This window comes from Fibrobacter sp. (assembly GCA_012523595.1).
GTDB lineage: Bacteria > Fibrobacterota > Chitinivibrionia > Chitinivibrionales > Chitinispirillaceae > JAAYIG01.
The window spans coordinates 1-6189 of the sequence record JAAYIG010000045.1; the positions used below are offsets into that span (position 1 = coordinate 1).

Below are 6189 nucleotides of genomic sequence, written 5' to 3' on the forward strand. Positions count from 1 at the left end.
CGCGCGGTTTTGCATCAGGAGACTCGTCTTTGTAACCAAGAGCGATACCCAGAACAGGTTTGTACCCCTTGGAAAATTTCAGTTCTGCCAGAACAGAATCCGCTTCTGGGGTATTTTTAGAGATAGCACGTGCAAGATTTCCCAAGGCACAGGTTCCAAGTTTAAAGGATTCCGCACTCAGCATGATATTTTGCGATAAAAGTCCGCAGTCAAGTTCACTGTAAGAGTTAGCCGTATCATTGGCTATAACGATGACTACCGGAGCATTATAAAAACTGGCGCCTGTGGCTTTAATCTTTTTAAGCAGCTCAGGCTTTGAAACGACCCGGATTTCCCAGGGCTGTTTGTTTATAGCGCTTGGGGCATTTATCCCTGATTTGATTATTACATCAAGAATCTCTTTAGGTACCTTTTGATCTTTATATTTGCGGATACTGCGGCGGTTCAGAATGGTGTTGTTAACAATATCGGATGTACTTTCCGGTTTTTCTGCGTATGACATGAATAGTGAGGCGGATACAATTATCGATAGACAAGCGATCATTCTCATACTGAAAACCTCTTTTCAACTCCTTTTTGTGTTATTAAACAGTCTTGAACACAGTTAACAAAGATACTGTAACATTTGAAATTTTAAAATACAACACGAATTCCGTAAAGTGGTAAATGATTCATGAATTTAGTGGGCTTGCGGCCAGCAACGGTTTTCAGAATTAAATAATTTTTATTTCTGCCCGGAAAGGAAATGGGCCGGATCTGATTGGCAGTCAGGCAAAAAAAACCGCTCCCCGGGAAGAGAGCGGATTTGAAAGCTGAATAAAGGGGCCATTATCTCAACAGATTGATTTTTTGCACGTGCATTGTACCATCAAGAGATACTCTCAGCAGGTAACTTCCGTTTTGCACTTCGTCAAGATCAACTGAGGTGGAGGCATTTGAAATCTGTACATTTCTGCTTAAAATCTTTTTTCCAGTAAGAGAGAAGATATCAACTTGTGCGGATGATTTCGCGGAGCCTGTAACAATTGTCAAAACATTTCCGTAAAATCTGATACCTGGCTTTAACATGCTCCTTACGGTATTGGTGCTGACTGCTGGTGAAAACTCCAGCTTATCGAGATTTGGTCCGCCATCTGGCCCGGTTGAAGTAAATGTGATGGTGTTAATACCCGCCTTAAGAGTAAGATCGATGGTTTTCTGATTCCAGGTTGTCCAGGCACCGGTTGGTTCAAAGCTGAGCGACGATATGACTTCTACACCGTTTACCTTCACTGAGAATGTACGGGCAGTACTTGTACCATTGGCAAAAGTGAGAATTGTTTGTCTCTGTCCGGCACCTGCTGTGTAAACGGTAAATTCCACCGATGAACCTACCATGTTATCAACATTGGCATAACCTGTTCCGGAAAAACCGGCATTTGTGCTCTCCTGTACACCGTTGGTTATAAGAGCGTATTCTGCCTCATATAAATTTGGATTTACCGGCATGAAAACTGCGGTAAGGTTTACGTTGGCATTCAGAGATGATATGGTGTATTGGGCCTGGTTGCCGGTATAATCGCCTGTCCACCCCTCAAATTTCCATCCCTCGTTTGGAACCGCGGTAAAACTGATCGAGGAGCCCTCAGGAAAACGCTCCCCCTCGGGATTCTGGGTTAAAGTACCTCCGGGAGCAGCCTGAGCGCTTACTGTATAATAGGTACGGTTGTCTACAACAAAGTAAGCGGATATTGTCTTATTTGAATTCATCGTAATGGTAGCAGGATTTGTGCTCCCGGAAAGATCGCCTCCCCAGCGGTCAAATGCATATCCCTCCGATGCCTTCGCGGTGACAGTCACACTCGCTCCTTCTTCATAGCTCCCGCTTGACGGAGTGATACTTCCCTGGCCGGATGCAACAGATGTGGTCAGGGTATATTGAGTCCCGCCTACAACGTACATATTAGGTTTGGGTGCTTTGTCAGCACCGTTTCCCAGGAAGAATCCCAGATGCGGGGGCTGGTTGTATGCAGACTGTTGTGAAGAAACTCCGGCACGGTAAGTCGGATCGTGCATCAGTGTATACAATCTGTGAGTCGTTACTGCAGTGGTGGTATACAGGTAAAGCTTTGAGGCCCCATCGTGAAGAATAACTTCTTCGCGCCAGTCTCCCAGGATATCTGCGGAGAGATTGGGGGTTGCCTTGGTTCCGTTGCAGGAGTTGCCATTGAGAGTAACCAGACGGGTTGTCCCGTTGCCGTTCCATTTGTCTATTTTATTTCCGTCAAGCAGCTCATCCTGAAGATCTCCGTCCCAGTAAACACGGAAATTGACCGAACCCTTGTTCGAACTGATGCGGGTACCTTTACAGTTGTAGGTTCCGTCAGTGGCGCTGGACCACATCTCATATCCCACATGAGATGCATCGATATCAGCAGCACATCCCCGCCCGACATCTGTATTCGCTGACACCTTGTGTCCCCAGATCGTTTGTCCTGTTTTTGCATCAGCCAGATACGATCCGTTACTTCCTGCTGTGGCTCCTTCTCTGACAAGCCATAGCTCCAGTCCGGCACGGGAGGGGTCCATGTCTCCGATATGATTCGCGTCACCATGACCCATTCCGTTGGCGTAGAGAAGCTTCCCGTCGTGATCAAGTCCCGAAGACCCGAAGATAATCTCATCTTTTCCGTCATTGTCAACATCGGCTGCCATTATTGAATGGTTGCCCTGATCATTCATCGAGTTGTATCCAGATGTCTTTCTTGAGTCGATAAACCAGCGCTGTGTCAGTTGACCATTGCGCCAGTCCCATGCGGCACAGGTAAGACGGTAATAGTAGCCGCGCTGGAATACCGCGCTTGGAAGTTTCCCGTCCAGCCAGGCAGTAACTGAGTTGAACCGGTCAACCCGGTTCCCATAGTCGTCACCCCATTCCGCCTTACTGACAGTGCCACGGGCCGGGACATAGTTTACAGTTGCCATTTCAGCTCCGGTGCGTCCGTTGAACACCGTTAGATATTCCGGGCCGGAGAGAACATAACCGCTTGAGTTACGATAATCTGCATTGTCATTATCCGATGCCGCAGGACCCTTGCTGAGAAATGCCCCGGTTCCATCTTTGGTTCCAGGAGCTGTTTTACAGATTACTTCGGCAAATCCGTCACCATCATAATCAGCCACCTGATGCTGGGTGTAGTGAGCTCCTGCACGAATATTTTTCCCCAGATCGATTTTCCAGAGGCAGGTACCATTCAGTTTGTATGCATGGAGATGAACATTGCCTGTGTATCCGGACTGGGAATTGTCTTTGGCATTACTCGGATCCCATTTTACGACTAACTCATATTCCCCATCTCCATCGAGATCCCCCACATTGATATCGTTTGGGCTGTAGGTGTAGTTTTCACCCGAGGGAGTTGTTCCTCCTGCCGGGCGCTGCAGATTGATGGTAAGGCAGTTGGATGACCAGACTGAAACCTCTTTTGACCCTGTCTGTTCTACACCGTTTATAACTGTTCTCACAGAATAGGTGGAACTGGCAGTCCCGGCATTGTCTGTCAGATTTGTAGCTCCGGTAATTGGGCTGGAATTTACCTTTGTGGAACCCCGGTAGACATTGAAGGCAATTCCATCAGGATCATTCCCGAAGAGTCTCCAACTGATAAAAACTCCGTTTGAGACCTTTACAGCTACTACTCCGCGATCAAGCCTCTCCATCAGGCGCTGGGCTGAAACCGGCTGAATTCCAAAGATGAACAACCCAACAGTGATAATGGATAATGCCAAAAACCTGTGCCCCATGCCTCCCCCTTCTGTGATTTGTTCAATTTATATATTATACAATACAATTCCTGCTTTTTTTATAGATATCTGATCTGCTTAAAAATCCGGTTTAATATCTATAATAATAATGTTGAAAATCGTGGATTCCATAAAAAAAATGAGTATTTGGAGTTTAGTATAGAACAGGAGGTCTACACTGTTTATCACTTGATATGACCTTTTAATGTCATACTTTTCTTAAAATCCAGACCATCTATCGATATGGCTGACCCAAAACGTAGACCTCTGGTCTACACTTTTGTTAAAAAATGTCTTACAAATCTGGAACATTTCATTATAATAGAGAATAGTATTTTAGGATACTATAGTCTTCACATATACCAGATATTCCGGTTCCGAATGGCTATAATCAAGGTATTACCAGTAGAACTGTTTACTGCTGAATAGGTGGTTTAATTATTTTGAGGTAAACAGCCAGATACAGAATCAAGGCAGATATGATGAAAAACAATCGTTTATATCAGGTTAGAAATAAATCATTCAGCTCAATTCTTTTAATGTTGTTTTTCGCAGGCACATTCACCCTTGCCCAGGAACCCATTGATATTCATATCAATTCCGGTGATCCTGCATTTCCTTTCCCTCAGTTTCAGCCCTATATCAATCCATCTGGAAAATTTGAGAATGTGGGAACACGTAACAATGTTGGTGTCCCTCACGCAGAGATGGAGAAGACAATCAGGGAAGCGTACCGGATAATGATGAACCGGGCGGAGAAACCGGGAGGTGGAGTAGGGGGAATAGACTACGTCTATTTTCGTTCATCTCCAGACTGTTCGGAAGGTGATGGTTATGCGATGCTGGCTGCAGCGGCTATGGCTGATAAACCGACATTTGATGGCTTATGGCTGTGGGTTCATGATCATGCCATGAACAAGGTTAAACGCTATAGAGACTGTGAGGAATCTACTACCGAGTATCTCTATAGTCAACTTCCCGGATGGCAGAATGTTGCAAATACAAATTCCGCTGCTGACGGTGATTTTGATATTGCTCTTGCACTTCTGTGGGCCTACAGGCAGTGGGGTGAATTCATGGGAATCAATGATGCCTGCGGCAATCCCATCTCCTATAAACAGGCTGCTATCGATTTTATCAAAGCTCTTACTGATACCTTTCTCTATAACATAGAGTATGGTACAAACTACCTGAGCGGAGATATTGGTTTTGACGGGTATTTCAAAGGGGGGGATTCCTGGCAGGAACTCACAGACTGGGCTACTGATCCGGTCCGAAGCGGTTTTGGGATTGTCCCTGAATCAAGAGGTCCGCAGGCGCAGCATATCGATTACACTGCGCCCTCTTACTTTCGCCAGTTTGCTGATCTCCTGGCTGAAGTAGACTCTGCCAGATATGCATGGAATATCTATCAGTTCAGGCGCGCTGAGGCATCATCGGACTGGCTTATGGGTCAGTTGTATAATCAAGGTCCATCGACAATACCCTATGCGGGATGGGTGTCGCTGGGGTCTGATAATGTACCGGTCTTCTCTGAATATATGGAAGGTGAAGACTTCCGTCTTGGATGGCGGACTATTCTTAATTATATGTGGCACGGTAACCCCACATCTACCTGGGATCCTGTCACGCATCAGGTAACTCCGGGTGTTCCCAACACCTTCGAAAGGGATATGGCTCTGCGCTATGCCCGCTTTCTTTGGGATAATCGTCAAGACCCTTGGAATAACCCCTGCGTTCCAGGTGCGGATAAAAAATTTACCTATTGGGGCCCGCATGTACTGTGGACACACTGGCCTATTGATGGAAAAGGAGGTGGATTCTTTTTCCTGAACTGGATACATGGTACCGGTTCCCCCTCAGCGGTCATCTCACAGGATTTTGCCCTGATGGGTGATATGTACCGACAGTTGGAGATCGAGTGGGATGTTGACTCTCCCGGTGATGGATATCTGACCAGTGTTCCGCAATATTTTCATGGCTGGTTTCGTCTTCTGGGGCTGCTTGTACTTTCCGGTAACTACCATGCTCCCTCTGAAATTAAGCCTACAGCAAATATGAAAGTTTACCTGGATATTGACAAGACATTCGCATTTGAAAAGGATAGCGTGACCTATACTATCGATTACCGCAATTACGGGTCGCTTGACGCCATGAATGTTGCAATAGTGGATACTCTTCACCGCGACTTTGAGTTTCTCTCTGCCACCGGTGGCGGGGTATACAATCCACAGGCACACACTGTTACCTGGAATATAGGTACTGTTCCCGGCTTTAAGACAGCTACAGGAATCGAGCCTACAAAGGGACAGGTCAAGCTGATTGTGAGGGTGAGGGAGGCGACTCAGAAACAGTACCGTAACTCTGTTACAATCAGTTGCTCAAACGGTACCGGATGGACCTCCA

General features: G+C 46.2%; 3 protein-coding genes. 1 reads left to right on the forward strand and 2 read right to left on the reverse strand.

All coding sequences use genetic code 11. The features are described from left to right. Together GX089_02540 and GX089_02545 are read right to left on the reverse strand one after the other, a co-directional pair. On the reverse strand, window positions 1-550 hold a 550-nt coding region (locus GX089_02540), incomplete at its 3' end, for a nitroreductase (GenBank protein NLP01345.1). 278 nt (window positions 551-828) lie between these two features. Next, window positions 829-3783: a carbohydrate-binding protein gene (locus GX089_02545; protein ID NLP01346.1), complete on the reverse strand. Its 2955-nt coding sequence runs from the start codon at window positions 3781-3783 to the stop codon at window positions 829-831. 479 nt (window positions 3784-4262) lie between these two features. Here GX089_02545 and GX089_02550 point away from each other — a divergent pair. After that, on the forward strand, window positions 4263-6189 hold a 1927-nt coding region (locus GX089_02550), incomplete at its 3' end, for a glycoside hydrolase family 8 (protein ID NLP01347.1).

Excerpts from the sequence above, each read along its gene's own strand:
- GX089_02545 (NLP01346.1), bottom strand. The coding sequence starts at position 3,783 with ATGGGGCACAGGTTTTTGGCATTATCCATTATCACTGTTGGGTTGTTC.